The sequence below is a fragment of the Blastococcus tunisiensis genome (assembly GCF_900112815.1).
Taxonomy (GTDB): domain Bacteria; phylum Actinomycetota; class Actinomycetes; order Mycobacteriales; family Geodermatophilaceae; genus Blastococcus_B; species Blastococcus_B tunisiensis.
The window spans coordinates 249,561-269,697 of record NZ_FOND01000001.1 but is presented as its reverse complement, the minus strand read 5'-3'; the positions used below and the strand labels follow the sequence as shown (position 1 = coordinate 269,697).

Genomic DNA, 20,137 nt, shown 5'->3' with positions numbered 1-20,137 from the left:
ACCGATCAGCCGACGCCGGCGACGACCTCGGCGAGGCGCGCGGCGTACGTGTCGGCCAGCTCCTGGCTGGGTGCCTCGACCATCACCCGCACGAGCTGCTCGGTGCCCGACGGCCGCAGCAGCACCCGGCCGTCGTCCCCGAGCTGCTCCTCGACGGCGTTGACCGCCTCGGCCACCGCCTCGCTCGCCGCCACCGCGAGGCGGTCGGTGACCGGGACGTTGATCAGGATCTGGGGCAGCCGCTGGACCACCGAGGCGAGCTCGGCCAGCGAGGCGCCGGTGTCCCGCATGCGGGAGAGCAGGGCCAGGCCGGTCAGGAGCCCGTCACCGGTGGTGGCGTGGTCGAGGAACACCAGATGGCCGCTCTGCTCACCACCCAGGCTCAGCCCCCCGGCGCGCAGCGCCTCGAGCACGTACCGGTCGCCCACCGCGGTGGTCTGCACGGCGATGCCGGCGTCGCGCATGGTGTGGTGGAAGCCGAGGTTGCTCATGACGGTCGCCACCACCGTGTCGCCGGTGAGCGCGCCCCGTTCGTGCAGCGACAGCGCGCACACGGCGAGGATCGCGTCGCCGTCGACCACCTCGCCCGCCGCGGTCACCGCCAGGCACCGGTCGGCGTCACCGTCGTGCGCGATCCCGAGGTCGGCGCCCTGCGCGCGCACCGCCTCGATCAGCGGGCCGAGGTGGGTGGAGCCGATGCCGTCGTTGATGTTCCAGCCGTCCGGCTCGTTGCCGATGGCGTGCACGGTCGCCCCGGCCCGGCGGTAGACGTCCGGCGCGGTCACCGCCGCCGCCCCGTGGGCGCAGTCGACGACGACGCTCAGGCCGGTGAGCGGCTTGTCCACGGTGGCGAGGACGTGCCGGGCGTAGCGCTCGGCCGCGTCGGCGAGGGGCCGGACCCGACCGATGCCCGCGCCCGTGGGGCGCAGACCGTCGGAGTTCCCGCTCAGCACGGTGCGCTCGATCGCCGCCTCGACGGCGTCGGGCAGCTTGTGACCGCCGCGGCTGAACAGCTTGATGCCGTTGTCGGGCATCGGGTTGTGGCTGGCCGAGATCATCACGCCCAGATCGGCACCGGTCTCGGCGGTCAGGTGCGCGAGCGCGGGGGTGGGCACCACCCCGGCCAGCAGCACCTCGGCCCCGGCGCTGCTCAGGCCGGCGACGACGGCGGCCTCGAGCATCTCCCCGCTGGCCCGCGGGTCACGCCCGACGACCGCGACGGGACGCGAGGTCCCGTCGCGGTCGGCGAGGACTCCGGCAGCGGCACGCGCCACCGAGAGGGACAGCTCGGGCGTGAGGTCGGCGTTGGCCAGACCTCGGACGCCGTCGGTCCCGAACAGCCTGCCCCCCATCAGCGGCGCAGCCCGTGCGGGGTCACCGCTTGGAGTACTGGGGCGCCTTGCGCGCCTTCTTCAGGCCGTACTTCTTGCGCTCGGTGACGCGGGGGTCGCGAGTGAGGAAGCCGGCCTTCTTCAGGGCCGGGCGGTCGTCGGGCTCGACCTCGATGAGTGCCCGGGCGATGGCCAGGCGCAGTGCGCCGGCCTGACCCGAGACGCCACCGCCGTGGAGCAGTCCGACGACGTCGTACTGCTCGCCCTTCTCCAGGATCACGAAGGGCTCGCGGATGAGCTGCTGGTGGACCTTGTTCGGGAAGTACTCCTCGATGGTCCGGCCGTTGAGGGTGAACTGCCCGGTGCCGGGGAGCAGGCGCACCCGGACGATGGCCTCCTTGCGGCGGCCGACGGTCTGGATGGGACGCCCGTCGGCGTCGGTCACGGTCGCGGCGTGGGTCACTGGGCCACCTGCTTGATCTCGAAGGGCTGGGGCTGCTGCGCAGCGTGGGGGTGCTCCGGGCCGGCGTACACCTTGAGCTTGGACAGCATCTGCCGCCCGAGGGTGTTGTGCGGGAGCATGCCCTTGATCGCCCGCTCGATCACGCGGTCGGGGTGCGTGCGCAGCTGGTCACCGACGTTGGTGGTCTTGAGACCACCCGGGTGACCGGAGTGCCGGTAGGCGACCTTGTCCTCGCGCTTGGAGCCGGTGAGGGCGACCTTCCCGGCGTTGACGATGACGACGAAGTCGCCGACATCGAGGTGCGGGGCGTACTGCGGCTTGTGCTTGCCGCGCAGGATCTGCGCGGTCTGGCTGGCGAGTCGGCCGAGCACCACGTCGGTGGCGTCGATGACATGCCAGGCCCGGGCGATCTCGCCGGGCTTGGGTGAGTACGTGCGCACGGCGCTCGTGTCCTCCGTCGTCGTCGGGAAGGCTGGTGGGATCGCCTCACCGAACACGGGAGACGGTGCGACACGCGGGCACCAGCCGGCTTGCGCGCGCCAACCGAGGACGATACCAGCCGGAGAAGAGGGGCCTGTCAGGCCACTTCGCGCAGACGGCCCGTCCCGACGTCGTAGACGGTTCCGCGCACCTCGCGGGAGAGCAGGTAGGGGCTCTCCTGGATCAGCCGCATGGACTCGCGGACGTCGGAGTCGACGTCGGTGAAGGCCCGCGCCGCCCACGGCGGGCGGCGGCCGGTCGCCTGCTCGACGACATCGGCGAAGGTGACGTCGTCGGTGGACTGCAGGCCGCACTCGGTGTGGTGCACCAGGACGATCTCGCGGGTGCCGAGCAGGTGCTGGGAGATGGTCAGCGACCGGATCACGTCCTCGGTGATCACCCCGCCGGCGTTGCGGATCACGTGCGCGTCCCCGACGTCGAGGCCGAGCAGGCCGAACAGCGGCATGCGGGAGTCCATGCAGGCGACCACGGCGACCTTGCGCGCGGGTGCCACCGGCTTGCTGCCGGGGAACCGCTGCGCCCAGTCCTCGTTCGCCTCGAGCATCCGGTCGATCTCGGCCACGCGTCCTCCTCGTCTCCGCCTGGCGAGGACCCTAGTGCCGGCCCCGGCGGACGACCTCGCCGAGCGCGGCCGGGTCCAGCTCCGGCCGGCCACCGGCGTGCGCCACCGTCACGGCGGCCGCCGCCCCGGCCACCCAGGCGGCGTCCTCCGGGCCGGCGCCCCCGAGCAGCGTCGCGGCGAGCGCGGCCAGCGAGGCGTCCCCGGCGCCGGTGGGGTCGACGGGGTGCCCGCCGAGGTGCGGGATCACGATCTCCCCGTCGGCCCAGCGCGGATCGGTCTCGAGCATCCCGGCGGCGGCGCCCGGCGCGGGACCGGAGCGCCATGCGACGACGTCCCCCTCCTCCCCCGCCGCCAGCGACACCAGCCGGGGACCGGCCGTCAGCAGCTCGGCGGCCGCCTCGCGGACGTCGTCCACGCCGTGCAGCGGCCGGCCCACGAGCTCCGCCGCCTCCACCCGGTCGGCCCGGACGACGTCCGCGCGGGCGAGCACCCGCTCCCGCGTCCCCGGGTCGGCGGGGGCGCCGTCGCTGACGACGATGGCTGTCGCCGGCACCCGGTCCAGCGCCGCGCGCACCGCCGCACCCGGCTGCTGGAGCTGGAGGGCGAGCAGCCGGCACCCGGCGACGAGGTCCCCGGCCGCGGCGACGTCGCCGGCGGTCAGGAGCACCCCGTCGGGCACGTGCTCCACCAGCCGCCGCCGCCCTCCGCTCTCCACGAGGTCGACGAGCAACGCCGTCGCGGCGCCCGGCCGGGTCCGCACGTGGGACACGTCGATCCCGTCCCGGGCGGCCTGCTCGCGCACCGCTGCGCCGGCCGCGTCGTCGCCCACCACCCCGACCAGCGCCACGGGCACGCCCAGCTGGGCGAACGCGACCGCCTGGTTGGCCCCCTTCCCGCCGAGCAGCTCGCGCCGTCCGGTCGCCGTGGCCGCGCCGCCGGGCGAGGGCAGCGCCGCCACCAGGAGCACGAGATCGCGGCCCACCTGACCCAGGACGACGGCGTCGGTCACGCGGGCTCCTTCCGGGCGGCACCGCCTCCGAGGGACGGCCGGGGGTGGATCGGACAGGATGTTCCCCGTGCGCACCGTCGAGGAACACCAGGCAGCCGTCGCCGCACTCCTGCCACCGCTGCCCGAGGAGGCCGTGGACCTCGCCTCGGCGCACGGCCGGGTGCTCGCCCGGGACGTCGCCGCCGCGGTCGCGCTGCCCGGTTTCGACAACTCCGCGATGGACGGCTACGCGGCGCGGTGGACGGAGGTCTCGCGCACCCCGGTGAGCCTGCCCGTCGCCGACGACATCCCGGCCGGCCGCACCGACGTCGTCGCGCTGGCGCCGGGGACCGTGCAGCGGATCATGACCGGGGCCCCGCTCCCCCCGGGCGCCGACGTGGTCGTCCCGGTCGAGCTCACCGACGGCGGCACCACCGTCGTCGAGATCCGGGACGCACCCCCTGCCGGCAGCCATCTGCGCGCGGCCGGGGAGGACATCGCCGAGGGAGTCGTCGCCCTCCGGGCCGGCAGCCCCCTCGGCGCCGCGCAACTGGGCCTGGCCGCGGCCGTCGGCGTGACCACGCTCCCGGTGCGCCGGCGGCCGCACGTCCTGGTCCTGTCGACCGGCAGCGAGCTCGTCGCACCCGGGCAGCCGCTGCTCCCCGGCCAGATCTACGAGTCCAACTCCCGGCTGCTCGTCGCCGCCGTGGAGGACGCCGGCGGAATCGCGCGGCGACTGCACTTCGTCCCCGACGACGTCGAGCAGTTCCTGGCAACCGTCCGGGCGGAGCTGGCCGGCGCCGACCTGCTGATCACCAGCGGAGGGGTGAGCGCGGGCGCCTACGAGGTGGTCAAGGACGCGTTCGGCACGCTGGGCACGGTGGACTTCGTGAAGGTGCCCATGCAGCCGGGCGGCCCGCAGGGCGCCGGCACCGTGGACGGCGTGCCCGTGGTGACGCTGCCGGGCAACCCGGTCAGCGCGTTCGTCTCCTTCGAGGTGTTCGTCCGCCCGGCCCTGCGGCGGGCCATGGGCCACGCCGATCCGGACCGGCTGCGCGTCCCGGCGCGGCTGACCGGGCCGTTGCGCTCCCCCGCCGGCCGGCGGCAGTTCCTCCGCGGCCGGTTCGACGCCGGGCAGGTCTCCCAGGTCGGGGGCCCCGGCTCGCACCTGGTGGCGCACCTGGCCCGCGCCAACTGCCTGGTCGTCGTCCCGCAGGACGTCACCGACCTCCCCGCCGGCGCCGAGGTCGACGTCGTGCTGATCGAAGGAGCACTGCAGTGAGGCGCACGGCCGAACAGGAGGAACACGGTGGACGAGAGGGCACAGCGATGACGGACGCGCGGCTCACCCACGTCGACGAGTCCGGGGCGGCCCGGATGGTCGACGTCAGCGCCAAGCAGGTCACCGCACGCGAGGCGACCGCCGCCGGCCGCGTCCTGGTCAGCCCCGAGGTGGTCGACCTCCTTCGCGGCCGGGGGGTGCCCAAGGGCGACGCCGTGGCGGTCGCCCGCATCGCCGGCATCGCCGGGGCCAAGCGGACACCGGACCTCGTGCCGCTGTGCCACCCGATCGCGCTGCACGGCGTCACCGTCGACATCGAGGTGGCCGACGAGGCGGTGGAGATCACCGCCACGGCCCGGACCGCCGACCGGACCGGGGTGGAGATGGAGGCGCTGACCGCCGTCGCCGTCGCCGGCCTCACGATGATCGACATGGTGAAGGCGGTCGACCCGCGGGCGGCGATCACCGACGTCCGGCTGCTGCGGAAGTCCGGCGGCAAGAGCGGGGAGTGGACCCGGTGAGCGCCGAGCTGCCGGCCGACGCCCGGGCGATGGTGCTCACCGCCTCCAATCGCGCGGCCGCCGGCGTCTACGACGATCGCAGCGGGAAGGCCCTCGCCGAAGGCCTGGCACGGCTCGGCTTCGACGTGGAGGGCCCGCACGTGCGGCCCGACGACGTCGCCGAGCTCGAGGCCGTGCTGCGCAACGCGGTGGATGCGGAGTTCGACGTGGTCCTGACCACGGGGGGCACCGGGCTGTCGCCCACCGACGTGACCCCCGAGGCGACCCGGGCGGTGCTGGAGCGCGAGGCGCCGGGGATCGCCGACGCCGTCCGCCGCTACGGGGCCGACAACGGCGTCCCGACGGCGGTGCTCTCCCGCGGCGTCGCCGGGACCGCCGGTCGCACCCTGATCGTCAACCTGCCCGGTTCGACCGGCGGGGTGAAGGATGCGCTCGCCGTGCTGGGGCCGCTGCTCCCCCACGTGGTCAGCCAGCTCCGCGGCGGCGACCACTGAGCGATCCGGTGGCCGGCCTCGCGGTACCCGTCTTCCTCGACGACTGGCAGATCGAGTGCTGCGAGGATCCGCCGGGCCCGGGTGATCAGGTCGGCTGGCCGCTGGTCTGGCTGGGCGACGCGGCTGGACCAGGCGGGACGGAGGTCGACTGGCAGTCCGATCCGCTGCCGGCGGAGGCGCGGAACGAGCCCGGCGACCGGGTGCTGCGGCACGGGCCCCTGGCCGCGTACTGGCGTGGCCTGGGGCCGGCGCCGGCGCACGGCCGTCTCTTGGCGGACGTGCACGGCGGGGTGCCCGACCAGGTGCCCGTGGTGCACGGCACGGTGCTCGCGGTCGACGTCGTCGACCAGGTCTGGCGGCTGGACGGCCCCCGGACCTACGTTCCGGTCCCGGGCGACTTCCGGATGCGCCGGGTGGCCCGCGGCCCGAAGTGGTTCGACGGCGGGGCCGCCGGCAGGGACGCCCTGCCCGACCCCGTGCGCTGGGACAGCGGGGTCCTCGTGCGGCTCGCGGTAGGCCCGCGCTGACCGCGCTCAGTCGGGCAGGTCGACCCGCTCGGTGTGGGTGTAGACGTTGCAGCCGTCGCCGCGCAGGAAGCCGACGAGCGTGATGCCGACCTCGCGGGCCAGCTCCACGGCCAGCGACGAGGGAGCGGACACCGCGGCCAGCACCGGGATCCCCGCCATCGCCGCCTTCTGCGTGAGCTCGAAGCTGGCCCGGCCGCTCACCATGAGCACGTGCCCGGCCAGCGGCAGCCGCCCGTCGCGGACGGCGTCGCCGACGACCTTGTCGACGGCGTTGTGCCGGCCGACGTCCTCGCGCAGCGCGACCAGCTCCCCGGTGGAGGTGAACAGCCCCGCGGCGTGCAGCCCGCCCGTCTTCTCGAACACCTGCTGCTCGGCGCGCAGCCGCTCCGGCAGCGCCAGCAGCGCCTCCAGCGGCACGCGACCGACATCCCCGGCGACGTCGTAGGAGGTCTTCGTGCGGATGGCGTCGATGCTGGCCTTGCCGCAGACCCCGCAGGAGCTCGACGTGTAGAAGTTGCGCTCCAGACCGGTGTCGGGGATCGGCACACCGGGGGCGAGGTCGACGTCGACGACGTTGTAGGTGTTGCGGCCGTCGGCGTCCACGGAGTCGCAGTAGCGCAGGCCGGCGACGTCGTCCCGCCCCGCGATGACGCCCTCCGTGGCGAGGAAGCCGTGCACGAGGTCGAAGTCGTCGCCCGGGGTGCGCATCGTGACCGCCAGCGGCGTGCCGGCCAGCCGGATCTCCAGCGGCTCCTCGGCGGCCACGGTGTCGGCCCGGGTGGTGCGTTGCGCTCCGCGGATGCGGAGGACCGGCGTCCGGCTGGTGACTCGTCCCACGCCGAGGACGGTACCCACGTCCGCGCGGCGGGGCAGCGGCCCTACGGTTCGGGCATGGACCCGCTGCCGCCGTTCAGCGCCGTGATCCTCGCCGGCGGCCGGGCGGCCCGGCTCGGCGGGCAGGCCAAACCGCAGCTGCTGGTCGGCGGCCGCCCGATCCTGGCCGCCGTCCTCGACGCAGCGGCGGACGCCGAGCGGCGCATCGTCGTGGGGCCCCCGCAGCCGGTTCCGCCGGACGTCGTGCTGGTGCGCGAGCAACCCCCCGGCGGCGGGCCGGTCGCGGGCGTCCGGGCGGGGCTCGCAGACGTCGAGACCGACGTCGTCGTGGTCCTGGCCGGAGACCTCCCCTTCCTGACCCCCGGCCTGGTCGAGGGCCTCCGGGAACGCCTCACCGGCGACGGCGTGCTCGTCGTCGACGACACCGGACGCGACCAGTACCTGCTCGGCGCCTGGCGGACGGCGGCACTCCGGTCGGCGACGGCCCGCGTGCAGGGGCCGACGTCCCTGCGCCGGGTGCTGGGGTCGATCGCCGTGCGACGCTGGCGCCCCGACGCCCCGGCCGGCGCGGCACCGCCGTGGCTGGACTGCGACACCCCGGCCGACCTGGCCCGCGCACGCGCGATCGCCGACGGCCACCTGGCCCCCCGGGCGCCCCGCCCCGCCCCCCCGGTGCTGCCGCGCTTCCAGGCGCCCCACGACCCCCGCTGACCGCATACCGTCCGGTCGTCCCGCACCGAGAGGTCCCGATGCGTCGTCGCCGTGCCGTCGTCCTGCTTCCCGCCGTCCTGCTGCTGGCCACCGCCTGCACGGAGGCGGTGCCGGGGGTCGCCAGTCCCGGTGGGCCGGCGTCGTCCACGTCCGCCCCGCCCCCCAGCGACGGTCCGGCCCCACCGCCGGAGCCGGCACCGGCACCGGCACCGGCACCGACCGATGAACAGCTGCCGCAGGACGGCTCGTTCCCCGCGGACACCGCGGACGACTCCGGGGCCGCCCAGCCGGGTGCGGCGGACGACCCGCCGGGCTCGATGCGCATCGACGGCCTCCGGCTGTCGACCCGCGACGGCTACACCCGCCTCGTCGTCGACCTGAGCGGCAGCGGTGTCCCGGAGTGGTCCGTCGGCTACTCCGAGCCGTCCGGTCCCGGCGGTGGCCCGGTCGACATCGCCGGCGACGCGTTCCTGCGGGTGCAGGTGCGGACGCAGGCGGCCCCGGGCGGCCAGTCGACGTCGCGGGTCAGGACGAGCCCGGGGCCGGTCGTCGAGGCCCGGACCACCGGCTTCTTCGAGGGGTACGAGGAGGTCCTGATCGGCATCGACGGTGGGGAGCAGCCGTTCCGGGCCTTCGCGCTGACCGATCCGGGCCGGATCGTGGTCGACGTCCGCTACGGCTGACCTCCGCCGGTGTACCGGGGGCGGCCGCGGGGGTAGGGCGGTCGGCATGCGCATCGTTCTCGCCGGTGCCCACGGGCAGATCGCCCGTCGGCTCACCCGGCTGCTGGCAGCCCGCGGGGACACCGTCCTCGGCATCGTCCGCAACCCCGACCACGAGCCGGATCTGCGTGCCGACGGGGCAGACCCCGTCGTGCTCGACCTCGAGTCGGCATCGGTCGACGAGGTCGCCGGCGCCCTCGCCGCCGCGGACGCGGTGGTGTTCGCCGCCGGGGCCGGCCCGGGGAGCGGCCCGGACCGCAAAGACACCGTCGACCGCGGCGCGGCCGTCCTGCTCGCCGACGCCGCCGAGCGCGCCGGGGTGCAGCGCTACCTGCTCGTGTCGTCGATGGGTGTCGACTCGGTGGCCGGAGGCCGGCGGCCGGAGGGCATGGACGACGTCTTCACCGCCTACCTGCAGGCCAAGCTGGCGGCCGAGCAGGACCTGCTCGGCCGGTCGGCCCTGCGGACGACGGTCCTGCGGCCGGGCGGTCTGACCGACGACGCCGGCACGGGCCGGGTGACGCTCCAGCGATCGGTGGACATGGGCCGGGTACCGCGCGACGACGTCGCCGCCGTGCTGGTCGCGCTCCTCGACGCCGGCGCGGACGGCGCCGTGCTCGAGCTGGTCGCCGGCGACACCACGATCGACGAGGCGGTCGCCGACGTGGCACGAGGGAACGGCCCCGCCGCAGGTGGGAACACCCCCTGACCCCCGCAGCTCGCACCCTCGCAGCGGGGAGCCCGCAGGGGGCCGGTGGGGCCGGCGGGGCGGTTCCTCAGGCGCGGCGGGCGCGCGTGACCAGCGCCCGGGCGGCCAGCTCCTCGTCGACCGGGTAGTCGACCCGGACCAGCGTCAGCCCGCCGGCCGGGGCGACCGGGACCTCGCTGGACCGCTCGGTGCGGGAGAGCAGCGCGGCCGGCCACTCCGGTGGCCGGCGCCCCTCGCCGACGGCGGTCAGGGCACCGACGAGGCTGCGCACCATCGAGTGGCAGAAAGCGTCGGCGGACGCGCTCACCGTGATCAGCCGGCCCTCCCGGGCGACGGCCAGGGCCAGCAGGGTGCGGATGGTGGTGGCCCCCTCGCGGCGCCGGCAGAACGCCGCGAAGTCGTGCTCGCCGAGCAGCAGTCCCGCGGCCTGGACCATGGCGCCGTCGTCGAGCGTCCGAGGCCAGCCGACGGTGTCGGCGCGGCGCAGCGGCGGGGGCCCGGCGGGGTCGTCGGTCAGCCGGTAGACGTAGTGCCGGCCCAGGGCACTGAACCGGGCATCGAACTCCGCAGGCACCTCGTCGACGCCCACGACGGCGATGTCGGCCGGCAGCACCCCCCGCAGCCGGCGGACCAGCCGCTGCCCCTGCTCCTCCCACACCGCCCGGGGGACGTCGCAGTGCGCGACCTGCCCGGTGGCGTGCACGCCCGCGTCGGTCCGGCCGGCGACGGTGAGATCGACGGGCACCCGCAGCACCATGGCCAGCGCCTGCTCGAGGTCGCCCTGGACGGTGCGCTGCCCGGGCTGGCGCGCCCAGCCGTGCAGCGCCGTGCCGTCGTAGGAGACGTCCAGTCGAAGACGGACGAGCCCGTCCCCCCTCGGGGGGACGGGCTCGTCCGGGACGTGCAGGTGATCCAGGGTCTTACTTGGGGTCGGGCGCAGCGTCCCCGCCGGGAGCGTTGGCGCTCTCGGTGGCGGCGTCCTGGGTCTCCGCGGCGTTGATCTCCGCGGCCGCGGCGTCGGCCAGCTCCGGGGAGACGTTGTCGCCCTCGACCACGACGCCGTTCTCGGCGGTGGGCTCGCGGTCGACGTCGCCGTCGTCCTGGCGCTCACCGTCGGGCACGAAGACGTCGGTGACGACCTCGTCGGGGCTGTCGGCCGAGTCGGCCGAATCAGCGGAGTCCGCCGAGTCGGTGGCGTCCGCGGTGACCTCGCCGGACGCGGCGGCCGCACCGGCACCGGAGGCGAACCGGGTACCCCGGGCGCGCTCGGCCTCGCCGACGGCCTGCTGACCAACGGTCAGGGCCTCGACCAGCTCGATGACCGCCATGGGGGCGTTGTCGCCCTTGCGGGGGCCGACCTTGGTGATCCGGGTGTAGCCGCCGGGACGGTTCTCGTAGCGAGGGCCGATCTCGGCGAAGAGGGTGTGGACGACGTCCTTGTCCCGGATGGTCGTCATGACCTGACGGCGGGCGTGCAGGTCACCGCGCTTGGCGAAGGTCACGAGCTTCTCGGCCAGGGGACGCAGGCGCTTCGCCTTGGTCTCGGTGGTCGTGATCCGCCCGTGCTCGAACAGCGAGGTGGCCAGGTTGGCCAGCATCAGCCGCTCGTGCGAGGGGGACCCGCCGAGACGGGGGCCCTTGGTGGGGGTGGGCATGTCGGTCCTTCCTCAGGCGGCCGGAGGGAGTGCCGGCTGCGTCCTTGGTGGTGCTGCGTCCTGTGGTGCTGAAGTCCTGTGGTGCTGTCGTCCAGTGTCGCTGGCCGGACGGGGAGGCCGGACGGCGGGTCGCCCCGCCGTCCGGCCCCACCGGCTCAGAGCTGCTCGGTCTCCTGGAAGGAGGTCTCGCTGTACTCGACGTCGGAGTACTCGGGCGAACCCTGGTACGCGTCGGTCTCGTAGCCCTCGTCGTAGCTCTCGATCGAGGAGGGGATGAACCCGGGCGGGCTGTCCTTGAGCGCGAGGCCCATGGCGGCCAGCTTCATCTTGACCTCGTCGATCGACTTGGCCCCGAAGTTCCGGATGTCCAGCAGATCGGCCTCGGAGCGCGTCACGAGCTCGCCGACGGTGTGCACGCCCTCGCGCTTGAGGCAGTTGTAGGACCGGACGGTGAGGTCCATGTCCTCGATCGGCATCGAGAAGTTCGCGATGTCGGCGGCCTCGGCCGGGCTGGGCCCGACCTCGATGCCCTCGGCGTCGACGTTCAGCTCGCGCAGCAAGCCGAACAGCTCCACCAGGGTCGACCCGGCGGAGGCGATGGCGTCGCGCGGGGCGAGGGAGGGCTTCGTCTCGACGTCGACCACGAGGCGGTCGAAGTCGGTGCGCTGCTCGACACGCGTGGCCTCGACGGCGTAGGTCACCTTGAGGACCGGCGAGTAGATCGAGTCGACGGGGATGCGGCCGATCTCCTGGCCGGGCTGCTTGTTCTGCGGCGCGGGGACGTAGCCGCGGCCACGCTCCACGACCAGCTCGACCTCGAGACGACCCTTGCCGTTGAGGGTGGCGATGTGCAGGTCGGGGTTGTGCACCTCGACACCGGCCGGGGGCGCGATGTCGGCGGCGGTGACCTCGCCGGGGCCCTGCTTGCGCAGGTACATCGTCACCGGCTCGTCGGAGTCGGAGCTGACGACCAGGCCCTTGAGGTTGAGGATGATCTCGGTGACGTCCTCCTTGACGCCCGGCACGGTGGTGAACTCGTGCAGGGTGCCCTCGATGCGGATGCTGGTGACAGCAGCGCCGGGGATCGAGGACAGCAGGGTGCGACGCAGGGAGTTGCCGAGGGTGTAGCCGAACCCGGGCTCGAGGGGCTCGATGACGAACCGCGAACGCGACTCGGTGATCGTCTCCTCGGTGAGGGTGGGGCGCTGTGCGATCAGCATGGTGGTTCTCCTTCAGGTCCTCCGGCGACCGCCATATGACGCCGTGAGGGGGGTGGTGCCGGCGGGGCGGGCATCTGTCCGCCCGCCCCGCCGTCCTGCTCCCCGGAGCCACGTTCGGCCCCGGGTGTGTGCGCTTACTTGGAGTAGAGCTCCACGATCAGCTGCTCCTGGACCGGGGTGTCGATCACCTGGCGGGCCGGGATGCTGTGCACGAGCACCCGCAGCTGGCTGCTGATGACCTCGAGCCAGGCCGGGACGGGGCGCTCGCCGGCGCGGGCCTGGGCGATCTCGAACGGCAGCATCGTGCGCGACTTCTCCGCGACCTCGATGATGTCGTTCTCGCTCACCCGGTAGGACGGGATGTCGACCTTGCGGCCGTTCACCCGGATGTGGCCGTGGCGCACCAGCTGGCGGGCCATGTCGCGGGACTCGGCGAAGCCGGCCCGGTAGACCACGTTGTCCAGCCGCGACTCCAGGATCTGGAGGAGGACCTCACCGGTCTTGCCGGTCTTGCGGTTGGCCTCTTCGTAGTAGCCGCGGAACTGCTTCTCCAGCACGCCGTAGATGCGGCGGGCCTTCTGCTTCTCGCGGAGCTGGAGGAGGTACTCGCTGTCCTTGGTGCGGCCGCGGCCGTGCTCACCCGGCGGGTAGGGGCGGATCTCGATCGGGCACTTCGGGGACTCGCACTTGCTGCCCTTGAGGAAGAGCTTCATCTTCTCGCGCCGGCAGAGGCGGCAGTCGGCTCCGGTGTAACGGGCCACGTCAAATACTCCTGTTTCGTCTCGTCAGTGACCGGTCAGACCCGGCGGCGCTTCTTGGGGCGGCAGCCGTTGTGCGGCTGCGGCGTCACGTCCTGGATCTGGCCGACCTCGAGGCCGGTGGCCTGCAGGGAGCGGATGGCCGTCTCGCGACCGGAGCCCGGGCCCTTCACGAAGACGTCGACCTTGCGCATGCCGTGCTCCTGCGCCTTGCGGGCAGCGTTCTCGGCAGCCATCTGCGCCGCGAACGGCGTGGACTTGCGCGAGCCCTTGAAGCCCACGTGCCCGGCCGACGCCCAGCTGATCACGTTGCCGTTCGGGTCGGTGATCGACACGATCGTGTTGTTGAACGTGCTCTTGATGTGCGCGGCGCCGTGGGCGACGTTCTTCTTCTCCTTGCGGCGGACCTTCTTGGCACCAGCCGCGGTGCGAGCCCTGGGAGGCATGTCTCTCCGGTTCCTTCAGTTGCTATGGCCTGGGGGTGCTGCCAGAGGCAGCCCGCGGCGCACCGTCACTCCCGCCCTCACGGGTCGCCGTGACGGCGCGCTACGCGGCTTACTTCTTGCCGGCCTTCTTCTTGCCGGCGATGGTCTTGCGCGGGCCCTTGCTCGAGCGCGCGTTGGTCTTGGTGCGCTGACCGTGGACCGGGAGTCCACGGCGGTGACGCAGCCCCTGGTAGCAACCGATCTCCACCTTGCGGCGGATGTCGCCTGCGACCTCGCGGCGGAGGTCACCCTCGACGCGGAAGTGCTCGTCGATGTAGTCACGCAGCTTCAGCAGGTCCTCGTCGCCGAGGTCCTTGACGCGCAGGTCCGGGCTGACGCCCGTCGCGGCCAGGGTCTCCTTGGCGTGGGACTTGCCGATGCCGTAGATGTAGGTGAGCGCGATCTCCATCCGCTTCTCGCGGGGCAGGTCGACGCCGGCCAGTCGTGCCATGTTCTGGGTGCTCCCTGTTCGTTCGACTCAGCCCTGGCGCTGCTTGTGCCGGGCGTTGTCGCAGATGACCATGACCCGGCCGTGCCGGCGGATCACCTTGCACTTGTCGCAGATCTTCTTCACCGACGGCTGGACCTTCACCGGTGCCGCCCCTCATTCCTGTCGATCGTGTGCCGGTCCCGCGCCGCCGGTCGGGCTGGCGCGGTCCGGGCGATTACTTGTACCGGTAGACGATGCGACCGCGGGTCAGGTCGTAGGGCGAGAGCTCCACGACCACGCGGTCCTCGGGCAGGATGCGGATGTAGTGCTGGCGCATCTTGCCGCTGATGTGGGCGAGCACCCGGTGCCCGTTCTGCAGCTCGACCCGGAACATCGCATTGGGCAGCGGCTCGACGACACGACCTTCGACCTCGATGGCCCCGTCCTTCTTCGCCATTCCCTGCACGCGCTCCTTGACTCGGTGGTCCATGTCCCCGCCCGGCCGCAGGGGAACCCCGTCGGACGAGCGAGTGGTTGCAGATCGGGTGGTGCTGACGCTCTCGCGAGGGCGCCTCGCGTCACGCGGCCACAGCACGACGACGAAGCGGCGCGAACGCCGTCGTTCACTGTACCCCGGCGTCCCATCCGTCACCAACCCGCCCTGGGAGCGAACCGGAGTGAGAGGCGGCACGTCGGACCGCGTCCCCCTGCAGGGACCCGCCGCGAGCTCGCCGGCGGCGGCAGGAGGCCCGCGTCCTGGTCGATCCCGCGCGAGCTCGGGCCCCGCCCCGGGGCGGGGCCGTCAGGTGCGGGGCGTGATCCCGAACGGCGCCAGGCCGGCGACGCCGCCGTCCTCGGCGGTCAGGACCCACGGGCCCTCGGGGGTGATGGCGACCGAGTGCTCGAAGTGCGCGGCCCGGGAACCGTCCTTGGTCACCACGGTCCAGCCGTCCTCCAGCTCGGCGGTCGCCGGGTCCCCCACGGTGACCATCGGCTCGATCGCCAGGACCAGCCCGGGCACCAGCTTGGGCCCGCGCCCCGGGCGGCCGTAGTTGAGCACGTGCGGGTCCTGGTGCATCTCGGTCCCGATCCCGTGGCCGCCGTAGTGGTCGACGATGCCGTAGGGGTGCGTCTCGGCCGTGATGGTCTGCTCGACGGCGTGGCTGATGTCGGTCAGCCGACCGCCCGCGAGGGCCCGGGCCAGGCCGGCCCACATCGAGCGCTCGGTGACGTCGAGCAGGGCGGCGTCCTCGGCGGAGGGCTCACCCACGGTCACGGTGATCGCGGAGTCGCTGTGCCAGCCCTGCAGGATCGCGCCGCAGTCGATGGAGATGTTGTCCCCCGCCGCCAGCCGGCGATCGGGGTTCGGGATGCCGTGCACGATCTCCTCGTTGACCGAGGCGCAGATCGTGCCGGTGAACCCGTGGTAGCCGAGGAAGTTCGGCACGGCACCGGCGGAGCGGATGTGGTCCTCGGCGATCGCATCGAGCTCCTTGGTGCTCACCCCCGGCTGCACCGCGGCCCGCACCGCGGCCAGCGCTCCCGCCGTGATGAGCCCCGAGGCGCGCATGAGCTCGATCTCGTGCGGTGTCTTGATCTGGATCATGCGTCCACTCCACTTCGCGAGCAGCGGGATCCGGGAGAGCATGCCCGCGCTCATGCGCCGGGCCGCCACACGTGTGCGGCGCTCAGCCGGCGCTCGATTCGTCGCCGGAACAGGCCTCCAGCGCGTCCATCGCCCGGGCTGTGACCTCGTCGACCTCGCCGATCGCGTCGATGCGGGCGAGCAGGCCTGCGCTCTCGTAGAAGCCGGACAGCGGGGCGGTCTGTTCCCGGTAGACACCCAGGCGGTGACGCACGGTCTCCGGCTTGTCGTCGTCGCGCTGCACCATCTGACCGTCGACGAGCATGCGCCGACCCGACAGCCGCCGGACCAGCTCCTCCTCGTCCACGACGAGCTCCAGCACGCAGTCGAGGCCGTGACCGAGCTCGCCGAGCGACTCCCGGAGCTGCTCGGCCTGGGCGATCGTGCGGGGGAAGCCGTCGAGCAGGAAGCCGGCGGCGGCATCCGCCTCGGCGAGCCGGTCCCTGACCATCGCCACGGTGATCTCGTCCGGCACCAGATCGCCGGCGTCCATGTAGGTCTTGGCCTTTCGGCCGAGCTCCGTCTGGCCGCTCACGTTCGCCCGGAAGATGTCCCCGGTCGAGATGGCGGGGACGCCGAGCTTGCCGGCGACGATCTGCGCCTGGGTGCCCTTGCCCGCTCCGGGCGGCCCCAGGAGGACGACCCGCACTACTTCAGGAACCCTTCGTAGTTGCGCTGGTTGAGTTGCGTCTCGATCTGCTTCACCGTCTCCAACCCCACTCCGACCATGATGAGCACCGCGGTCCCACCGAACGGGAAGTTCTGGTTCTGCCCTTCCTGCGTGATCGACAGGAACAGGTTCGGCAGCACGGCCACCGTCCCCAGGTACAGCGACCCGGGCAAGGTGATCCGGGACAGAACGTACTGCAGGTACTCCGCGGTGGGCCGACCAGGACGGATGCCGGGGATGAAGCCGCCATAGCGCTTCATGTCGTCGGCCCGCTCCTCGGGGTTGAACGTGATCGACACGTAGAAGTACGTGAAGAAGACGATCAGCCCGAAGTAGAAGACGACGTGGACGGGACTGCTCTGGTCGATGATGTAGTTCTCGAAGAACTGGCGGACGGCGCCGGTCTCGCTCCCCTGGAGCTGGGTGATCAGCTGCGGGAGGTAGAGCAGCGACGAGGCGAAGATGACCGGGATGACGCCGGCCTGGTTGACCTTGAGCGGCAGGTACGTCGACGTGCCGCCGTACATCCGACGCCCGACCATCCGCTTGGCGTACTGCACCGGGATCCGGCGCTGGGCCTGCTCGACGTAGACGACCGCACCGATGATGAGCAGCGCGAAGACGCAGACGATGGCGAAGACCACGCCGCCGCGGGTCTGCAGGATGGACCCGCCCTCGGCCGGGATGCGCGCCGCGATGGAGGTGAAGATCAGCACGGACATGCCGTTGCCGATCCCCTTCTCGGTCAGCAGCTCGCCCAGCCACATGATCAGCGCGGTGCCCGCGGTCAGGGTGATCACCAGGATGACCGTCGACCACACCGAGTCCGAGGCGATGATGTTGTCCGGGCAGCCCGGGAACAGCTGACCGCTGCGCGCCAGGGCGATGATGCCGGTGCTCTGCAGGACGGCCAGGGCGATCGTGAGGTACCGGGTGTACTGGGTCAGCTTGGCCTGACCCGACTGCCCTTCCTTCTTCAGCTGCTCGAACCGTGGGATGACCACGACCAGCAGCTGCACGATGATGCTCGCCGTGATGTACGGCATGATGCCGAGCGCGAAGACGCTCAGCCGCAGCAGCGCACCGCCGGAGAAGAGGTTGACCAGCGAGTAGAGGTCGCGCTGGTCGGACGCCTGCGCCTGCTCGAGGCAGTTGTTGATCGCCTCGACCGACACCCCCGGCCCCGGCACCGCGGCGCCCAGCCGGTAGACGGCGATGATCGCCAGGGAGAACAGCAGCTTGCGCCGGAGGTCTGGCGTCCGGAACGCCGCGGCGAACGCCTGCAGCACGTGCCCTCCCCTGTGTGGTCGGTCCCGAGGTTAGCAATGCAGCCGACGACCCCCGGGACGCCTCGCGTCCCGGGGGTCGTGGGTGCTTCAGAGAACGGTGGTGCTGCCTCCGGCCGCGCCGATCTTCTCGGCGGCGGACGAGGAGAAGCCGTGCGCCTGGACGTCGACCTTCACGCCGCCCAGCTCGCCGGTGCCGAGCACCTTGACGGGCTGACCGCGGCGCACGGCGCCGGCGTCGGCCAGGGTGTCCGGGGTGACCGGGCCGCCCTTCGGGAACAGCGCGGCGATCCGGTCGAGGTTGACGACCTGGAAGACGACCTTGTTGGGGCTCTTGAAGCCGGAGAGCTTGGGCAGCCGCATGTGCAGCGGGGTCTGCCCACCCTCGAACCGCGCGTGCGTGTTGCCCCGCGCGCCGGTGCCCTTGGTGCCGCGACCGGCGGTCTTGCCCTTGGAGCCCTCACCACGGCCGACGCGCGTCTTGGCGGTGTGGGCGCCCGGGGCCGGACGCAGGTGGTGAACCTTCAGTGTCATAGCGAGTCTTTCCTCAGACTTCTTCGACGCGCACGAGGTGCGGGACCGTCGCGACCATCCCGCGGATCTCGGGACGGTCCTCCTGGACGACCGAGTCGTGGATGCGCTTGAGCCCGAGCGTCCGCAGCGTCTCCCGCTGGTTCTGCTTGCGCCCGATCCCCGACTTGACCTGGGTGATCTTGAGCTGTGCCATCTCAGACTCCCTGACCCGCACGCGCGCGGAGCATGGCGGCCGGGGCCACGTCCTCGAGGGGCAGTCCGCGGCGGGCCGCGATCTCCTCGGGGCGGACGAGGTCCTTCAGCGCCTGCATCGTGGCGTGCACGATGTTGATCGGGTTCGACGAGCCGAGGCTCTTGGAGAGCACGTCGTGGATCCCGGCGCACTCGAGCACGGCACGCACCGGGCCACCGGCGATGACACCGGTACCGGGGCTGGCCGGCTTGAGCAGCACCACACCGGCGGCCGCCTCACCCTGCACCGGGTGCGGGATGGTGCTGGCGATGCGCGGCACGGCGTAGAAGTGCTTCTTGGCCTCCTCGACGCCCTTGGCGATCGCCGCGGGCACCTCCTTGGCCTTGCCGTAGCCGACGCCGACCTTGCCGTCGCCGTCGCCGACGATCACCAGGGCGGTGAAGCTGAAGCGCCGTCCACCCTTGACGACCTTCGACACGCGGTTGATGGCCACCACGCGCTCGATGTAGTTGCTCTTCTCGGCGGGCGCGCCTCCGGGGCCCCGCCCGCCGTCACGGCGGTCCCGGCGGTCGTTGCCGCCGCCGGCGCCGCCGCCGCGTCGCTGTGGTCCTGGCATCAGACGTCCCTCTCGATCTGCTTCTGCACGGTGTTCGGAGTGCTGGTCATCAGAAGTCCAGCCCACCCTCACGGGCGCCGTCGGCGAGCGCGGCGATGCGACCGGCGTACCGGTTGCCCCCGCGGTCGAAGACCACGGCGGAGATGCCGGCGGCCTTCGCCCGGTCGGCGATGAGCGCGCCCACCTGGCGGGCGAGGGCCGACTTGTCGCCGTCGGCGCCACGCAGGCCCATGGTCGAGGCGCTGGCCAGCGTGCGGCCGGCGGTGTCGTCGACGAGCTGCACGTGGATGTGCCGCGCCGAGCGCTTGACCACCAGGCGCGGACGCTCCGGCGTGCCGGCGACGCGCTTGCGCAGCCGGTTGTGCCGGCGCAGCCGCGAGACGCGGCGCGCCGTGCTGATGTCGGTGCCGACCGGCTTGTGCACCCGGGCGGCCTTCTCGGTGTTCGCTGCCTGAGCCATCACTTACCCGTCTTCCCGACCTTGCGCTTGACGACCTCGCCCTGGTACCGCACGCCCTTGCCCTTGTACGGGTCGGGCCGGCGGATCTTGCGGATCTTGGCGGCGACCTCGCCGACCTGCTGCTTGTCGATCCCGCTGACCCGCAGGCGGGTCGGCGACTCGACGGCGAAGGAGATCCCCTCGGGGGCCTTCACCGGCACCGGGTGGCTGAAGCCCAGGGCGAACTCGAGGTCCGAGCCGCGCGCCTGGACGCGGTAACCCACACCGACGATCTCGAGGGTCTTCGTGTAGCCCTCGGTGACGCCGGTGATCATGTTGGCGATGAGCGTCCGCGACAGCCCGTGGAGGGCCCGGTTCTGGCGCTCGTCGTTGGGACGGAGCACGCGCAGCGTGCCGTCCTCGTCGCGCTCCACCGTGATGGGCGCGGCGACCGTGTGGCTCAGCGAGCCCTTCGGTCCCTTGACGTTGACCGTCTGACCGTCGATGGCGATGTCCACACCGCTCGGCACGGCGATGGGGAGACGTCCGATCCGTGACATT

29 protein-coding genes are annotated in these 20,137 nt (G+C 73.0%); 7 read left to right on the top strand and 22 right to left on the bottom strand.

Going from position 1 to position 20,137, the window contains the following annotated elements; genetic code table 11:
- Window positions 1-5 precede the first annotated feature (5 nt).
- The 5 genes from glmM to BM142_RS01285 form a co-directional block, all read right to left on the bottom strand.
- Window positions 6-1,352, bottom strand: coding sequence for a phosphoglucosamine mutase (glmM, locus tag BM142_RS01305; RefSeq protein WP_092194961.1), 1,347 nt, complete (start codon window positions 1,350-1,352; stop codon window positions 6-8).
- Between the two features lie 22 nt (window positions 1,353-1,374).
- Window positions 1,375-1,794, bottom strand: a complete 420-nt coding sequence (gene rpsI, locus BM142_RS01300) for a 30S ribosomal protein S9 (protein WP_092194960.1) — start codon at window positions 1,792-1,794, stop codon at window positions 1,375-1,377.
- A complete protein-coding gene (rplM, locus tag BM142_RS01295; protein ID WP_092195182.1) occupies window positions 1,791-2,234 on the bottom strand; it encodes a 50S ribosomal protein L13 in 444 nt (147 codons plus the stop codon). Before rplM ends, rpsI begins: the two co-directional genes overlap by 4 nt.
- 137 nt (window positions 2,235-2,371) lie before the next feature.
- Window positions 2,372-2,857 (bottom strand): beta-class carbonic anhydrase, encoded by a 486-nt coding sequence (locus BM142_RS01290; RefSeq protein ID WP_092194959.1) that lies wholly within the window; start codon window positions 2,855-2,857, stop codon window positions 2,372-2,374.
- 31 nt (window positions 2,858-2,888) lie between these two features.
- Window positions 2,889-3,866 carry a PfkB family carbohydrate kinase gene (locus BM142_RS01285; protein WP_092194958.1) on the bottom strand — a complete coding sequence of 326 codons (978 nt, stop codon included), beginning with the start codon at window positions 3,864-3,866 and terminating at the stop codon, window positions 2,889-2,891.
- 67 nt (window positions 3,867-3,933) lie between these two features.
- On the opposite strand from BM142_RS01285, the gene moeA reads away from it, so the two are divergent.
- The 4 genes from moeA to BM142_RS01265 are packed head-to-tail and all read left to right on the top strand — an operon-like array spanning window position 3,934 to window position 6,669.
- Entirely contained in the window at window positions 3,934-5,127 is a 1,194-nt protein-coding gene (gene moeA / locus BM142_RS01280) for a molybdopterin molybdotransferase MoeA (RefSeq protein WP_092194957.1), read from the top strand.
- 47 nt (window positions 5,128-5,174) lie between these two features.
- On the top strand, window positions 5,175-5,648 hold the full coding sequence (gene moaC, locus BM142_RS01275) for a cyclic pyranopterin monophosphate synthase MoaC (RefSeq protein ID WP_092194956.1): 474 nt from the start codon (window positions 5,175-5,177) through the stop codon (window positions 5,646-5,648).
- Window positions 5,645-6,142 carry a MogA/MoaB family molybdenum cofactor biosynthesis protein gene (locus BM142_RS01270; RefSeq protein ID WP_092195181.1) on the top strand — a complete coding sequence of 166 codons (498 nt, stop codon included), beginning with the start codon at window positions 5,645-5,647 and terminating at the stop codon, window positions 6,140-6,142. The genes moaC and BM142_RS01270 overlap by 4 nt, the downstream gene beginning before the upstream one ends.
- Before the next feature lie 8 nt (window positions 6,143-6,150).
- On the top strand, window positions 6,151-6,669 hold the full coding sequence (locus BM142_RS01265; RefSeq protein WP_092194955.1) for a DUF6578 domain-containing protein: 519 nt from the start codon (window positions 6,151-6,153) through the stop codon (window positions 6,667-6,669).
- A gap of 6 nt (window positions 6,670-6,675) precedes the next feature.
- Here BM142_RS01265 and fdhD read toward each other — a convergent pair whose 3' ends face one another.
- On the bottom strand, window positions 6,676-7,506 hold the full coding sequence (fdhD, locus tag BM142_RS01260) for a formate dehydrogenase accessory sulfurtransferase FdhD (RefSeq protein ID WP_092194954.1): 831 nt from the start codon (window positions 7,504-7,506) through the stop codon (window positions 6,676-6,678).
- Between the two features lie 54 nt (window positions 7,507-7,560).
- On the opposite strand from fdhD, the gene mobA reads away from it, so the two are divergent.
- Genes mobA through BM142_RS01245 form a run of 3 tightly spaced genes read left to right on the top strand, consistent with a single transcriptional unit; the run spans window position 7,561 to window position 9,645 of the window.
- Window positions 7,561-8,214 (top strand): molybdenum cofactor guanylyltransferase, encoded by a 654-nt coding sequence (mobA, locus tag BM142_RS01255; RefSeq protein WP_092194953.1) that lies wholly within the window; start codon window positions 7,561-7,563, stop codon window positions 8,212-8,214.
- Between the two features lie 38 nt (window positions 8,215-8,252).
- Complete coding sequence (locus BM142_RS01250; RefSeq protein WP_092194952.1) at window positions 8,253-8,897, top strand: AMIN-like domain-containing (lipo)protein; 645 nt, start codon at window positions 8,253-8,255, stop codon at window positions 8,895-8,897.
- A 46-nt stretch (window positions 8,898-8,943) separates the two neighbouring features.
- A complete protein-coding gene (locus BM142_RS01245) occupies window positions 8,944-9,645 on the top strand; it encodes an SDR family oxidoreductase (RefSeq protein WP_092194951.1) in 702 nt (233 codons plus the stop codon).
- 67 nt (window positions 9,646-9,712) lie between these two features.
- Here the strand turns inward: BM142_RS01245 and truA are convergent, their stop codons facing one another.
- From truA to rplF, 16 genes are all read right to left on the bottom strand, one after another.
- The gene (gene truA / locus BM142_RS01240) at window positions 9,713-10,495 is read right to left on the bottom strand and encodes a tRNA pseudouridine(38-40) synthase TruA (RefSeq protein WP_256381272.1); all 783 of its coding nucleotides are present in this window, start codon (window positions 10,493-10,495) and stop codon (window positions 9,713-9,715) included.
- Between the two features lie 70 nt (window positions 10,496-10,565).
- Entirely contained in the window at window positions 10,566-11,300 is a 735-nt protein-coding gene (gene rplQ, locus BM142_RS25735; protein ID WP_092194950.1) for a 50S ribosomal protein L17, read from the bottom strand.
- Between the two features lie 155 nt (window positions 11,301-11,455).
- Window positions 11,456-12,520 carry a DNA-directed RNA polymerase subunit alpha gene (locus tag BM142_RS01230; RefSeq protein ID WP_092194949.1) on the bottom strand — a complete coding sequence of 355 codons (1,065 nt, stop codon included), beginning with the start codon at window positions 12,518-12,520 and terminating at the stop codon, window positions 11,456-11,458.
- A 134-nt stretch (window positions 12,521-12,654) separates the two neighbouring features.
- Window positions 12,655-13,281, bottom strand: coding sequence for a 30S ribosomal protein S4 (rpsD, locus tag BM142_RS01225; protein WP_092194948.1), 627 nt, complete (start codon window positions 13,279-13,281; stop codon window positions 12,655-12,657).
- A 35-nt stretch (window positions 13,282-13,316) separates the two neighbouring features.
- A complete protein-coding gene (gene rpsK / locus BM142_RS01220; protein ID WP_026857037.1) occupies window positions 13,317-13,724 on the bottom strand; it encodes a 30S ribosomal protein S11 in 408 nt (135 codons plus the stop codon).
- A gap of 109 nt (window positions 13,725-13,833) precedes the next feature.
- Window positions 13,834-14,214 (bottom strand): 30S ribosomal protein S13, encoded by a 381-nt coding sequence (rpsM, locus tag BM142_RS01215; RefSeq protein ID WP_092194947.1) that lies wholly within the window; start codon window positions 14,212-14,214, stop codon window positions 13,834-13,836.
- Window positions 14,215-14,241: 27 nt separating this feature from the next.
- Entirely contained in the window at window positions 14,242-14,355 is a 114-nt protein-coding gene (gene rpmJ, locus BM142_RS01210; RefSeq protein ID WP_012950458.1) for a 50S ribosomal protein L36, read from the bottom strand.
- A 73-nt stretch (window positions 14,356-14,428) separates the two neighbouring features.
- Window positions 14,429-14,650 (bottom strand): translation initiation factor IF-1, encoded by a 222-nt coding sequence (gene infA / locus BM142_RS01205; protein ID WP_012950459.1) that lies wholly within the window; start codon window positions 14,648-14,650, stop codon window positions 14,429-14,431.
- A 345-nt stretch (window positions 14,651-14,995) separates the two neighbouring features.
- Window positions 14,996-15,799, bottom strand: a complete 804-nt coding sequence (gene map / locus BM142_RS01200; RefSeq protein WP_092195179.1) for a type I methionyl aminopeptidase — start codon at window positions 15,797-15,799, stop codon at window positions 14,996-14,998.
- A gap of 82 nt (window positions 15,800-15,881) precedes the next feature.
- Window positions 15,882-16,487, bottom strand: a complete 606-nt coding sequence (locus tag BM142_RS01195) for an adenylate kinase (RefSeq protein WP_092194946.1) — start codon at window positions 16,485-16,487, stop codon at window positions 15,882-15,884.
- Complete coding sequence (gene secY, locus BM142_RS01190) at window positions 16,487-17,797, bottom strand: preprotein translocase subunit SecY (RefSeq protein WP_092194945.1); 1,311 nt, start codon at window positions 17,795-17,797, stop codon at window positions 16,487-16,489. The genes BM142_RS01195 and secY overlap by 1 nt, the downstream gene beginning before the upstream one ends.
- Before the next feature lie 87 nt (window positions 17,798-17,884).
- Window positions 17,885-18,328 (bottom strand): 50S ribosomal protein L15, encoded by a 444-nt coding sequence (rplO, locus tag BM142_RS01185; protein WP_092194944.1) that lies wholly within the window; start codon window positions 18,326-18,328, stop codon window positions 17,885-17,887.
- A gap of 13 nt (window positions 18,329-18,341) precedes the next feature.
- Window positions 18,342-18,521 (bottom strand): 50S ribosomal protein L30, encoded by a 180-nt coding sequence (gene rpmD, locus BM142_RS01180; RefSeq protein ID WP_092194943.1) that lies wholly within the window; start codon window positions 18,519-18,521, stop codon window positions 18,342-18,344.
- A 1-nt stretch (window position 18,522) separates the two neighbouring features.
- Window positions 18,523-19,137 (bottom strand): 30S ribosomal protein S5, encoded by a 615-nt coding sequence (gene rpsE / locus BM142_RS01175; protein ID WP_092194942.1) that lies wholly within the window; start codon window positions 19,135-19,137, stop codon window positions 18,523-18,525.
- Between the two features lie 49 nt (window positions 19,138-19,186).
- Window positions 19,187-19,597: a 50S ribosomal protein L18 gene (gene rplR / locus BM142_RS01170; RefSeq protein ID WP_092194941.1), complete on the bottom strand. Its 411-nt coding sequence runs from the start codon at window positions 19,595-19,597 to the stop codon at window positions 19,187-19,189.
- On the bottom strand, window positions 19,597-20,136 hold the full coding sequence (gene rplF / locus BM142_RS01165) for a 50S ribosomal protein L6 (protein ID WP_092194940.1): 540 nt from the start codon (window positions 20,134-20,136) through the stop codon (window positions 19,597-19,599). The genes rplR and rplF overlap by 1 nt, the downstream gene beginning before the upstream one ends.
- Window position 20,137 lies beyond the last annotated feature (1 nt).